We start from the raw sequence: 1944 nt of genomic DNA on the forward strand, positions 1-1944 counted from the left end.
GTTGCAAGTGTGCTGGGATTGATGGAGAACTGCATGGTCCATATTGGTACGCTTACTGGCGCGAGGATGGCAAACTCAAAAGCCAATATGTAGGCAAGCGACTTCGACCGATTGAGGGGAAATAGCGATCGGAGAGTTTCGTCTTTCTTAGGTAACTCAACAGTTTCTTATGTAAACGTGAAAGTTAGCGTTGAATTTGTACATAAGAAATAAAGAGTTACATAAGAAAATTCTGATTCTCTCTTGCCTTCCGGAAAGAAGGACGTGCGACAATCTAAACAGCACTCTATTTTGGGCTACTCAATATGGCTCAAGCGAAAGGCTTCGGTCTTAAATCCACTGCCAATCTAGCAGCAAATTCTACAAAAACAAGCCCAACGTGGCAGGACATGCCCTCGCTCGACCTTGATAACTCAAATTCAGCTTTGGCACAGCGGATTGCTGCATCTGAAACTGTCAGCGGGAGTCAAAGCACGATCACTGGCTCATGCAGAGAAACATTGGCTTGGTCGTGCAGCCGTAGCAGAGTACATTTCTCCACAGAATCAATGACTTTCTGCCATTTTTTACACCTCGCCGCCTTCAGACTTTCATTTAGATTGCGCCGATTGGTATCTTTGCCCAAACGAGTATTGGAATCGTCCGCCTGCCCTTCTCAGTACGGTCGTTCAAACTTTCCCTGCTGATTTGTTTCAACTCGCACAGGGGAATCAACCTCCTGCCTTTTATCCAGATCGAACACCTGACTACACACAGGCACAAGAAACTGTAATGCGATCGATCTTTCGAGAAACGGTACGGCTCGGATGGTCGTTGCCGGAGTACAAATGGTTCATTCTGGAGCATCTTCGGAAGACCACGGCACAAGTAACCCACGACGAAGCAGTTCAAGTGCTGACGCTGTTGAGACAGATGGAGAGCGAGCAGGAGGATTGAGCCTTTTAGCTCGCCTTTCCCTACGAATCAACTGATGTTCTTAGCATTGTTTTTCAACTGATGTTCTTAGCATTGTTTTTCCCCACTTAGAAAAGCATAGTAGAAGTTGTTTTGAGACGTAAGCTTCTGACTGTTCTAGACTTGTGATGAATTGAGATCGCTCTCGATTTACATTGCACGCACTTGAGTGTAGAGAGCGTTCTGTTCCAGCAGATTAACTCCTGCCTCGCAAAATAATTAGGATAGAAATCGAACCTGTTCAAGTCCTCCGAGCTTGGCATCAAACGTGACCGTCTCAGTACATCCTTGCTGCTGATTCAATTCAACGATCAGATAGTCGGAAAAATCAGCGTTTCCTTGCTTCATCTGCAAAACTGCTCTTTGTATCGCAAGTTTATTCTCAAACACAAAATTACTCACTTTGAGCAATCTTTCTAGCGTATCGATCAAATTAGTGCGACTAACTTTGTAGCGCGATCGTAATACCCAAATCAATTCACAAAGGACAATATTGTTGATCAAGCAAGTTTCGCCTGCCTCTACAGTTCCACTGATTAAATCATTTGCGATCCGCCATTGTGCTTCATCATCTCGTGTCAAATAGCGTACCATCATATTTGTATCTAGCCCAATCAAGCCGACTCTCCCGCGCCTTCAGCAATTGCAGCATCCATCTCTTCCAACGAAACAGGTTCTCGATTTGGTTGGTAGAGAATTCCAGACAACTCGCGTACATCGATCGCAGCCGGTTGTACATACACCTTGCCGTCGTTTGTAATCACAAAATCGATTTGGTCGCCGGGTTGCAAGTTCAGTAACTGTTGTACTGGCTCTGGAATTAGTGCTTTTCCTTCAGCCGTAATTGTAGACTTCAACATCTTCTCAAATACCTCCTAGCTCTTCTACTTGAAGGCTAACGCAGATCTGTCTGCACATGATTCTACTGCTGCTTGGGGTGGATATAGCAGTAATAAGTGGACTGAGAGATTTTCAATGATCGACACACAT

General features: G+C 44.9%; 3 protein-coding genes. 1 reads left to right on the forward strand and 2 read right to left on the reverse strand.

Features of this window, described 5'->3' with window-relative positions; genetic code table 11:
• Nucleotides 1-687 precede the first annotated feature (687 nt).
• Nucleotides 688-936, forward strand: a complete 249-nt coding sequence (locus NC980_RS26240; protein ID WP_190375037.1) for a hypothetical protein — start codon at nucleotides 688-690, stop codon at nucleotides 934-936.
• 237 nt (nucleotides 937-1173) lie between these two features.
• Here NC980_RS26240 and NC980_RS26245 read toward each other — a convergent pair whose 3' ends face one another.
• The gene (locus NC980_RS26245; protein ID WP_242026502.1) at nucleotides 1174-1551 is read right to left on the reverse strand and encodes a type II toxin-antitoxin system VapC family toxin; all 378 of its coding nucleotides are present in this window, start codon (nucleotides 1549-1551) and stop codon (nucleotides 1174-1176) included.
• A gap of 17 nt (nucleotides 1552-1568) precedes the next feature.
• Entirely contained in the window at nucleotides 1569-1814 is a 246-nt protein-coding gene (locus NC980_RS26250; RefSeq protein WP_190375039.1) for an AbrB family transcriptional regulator, read from the reverse strand.
• Nucleotides 1815-1944: the final 130 nt, after the last annotated feature.

Source organism: Leptolyngbya sp. AS-A5 (assembly GCF_039962495.1).
Classification (GTDB): Bacteria; Cyanobacteriota; Cyanobacteriia; order Leptolyngbyales; family Leptolyngbyaceae; genus Leptolyngbya.

Excerpts from the sequence above, each read along its gene's own strand:
- NC980_RS26250 (WP_190375039.1), bottom strand. The coding sequence starts at position 1,814 with ATGTTGAAGTCTACAATTACGGCTGAAGGAAAAGCACTAATTCCAGAG.
- NC980_RS26245 (WP_242026502.1), bottom strand. The coding sequence starts at position 1,551 with ATGATGGTACGCTATTTGACACGAGATGATGAAGCACAATGGCGGATC.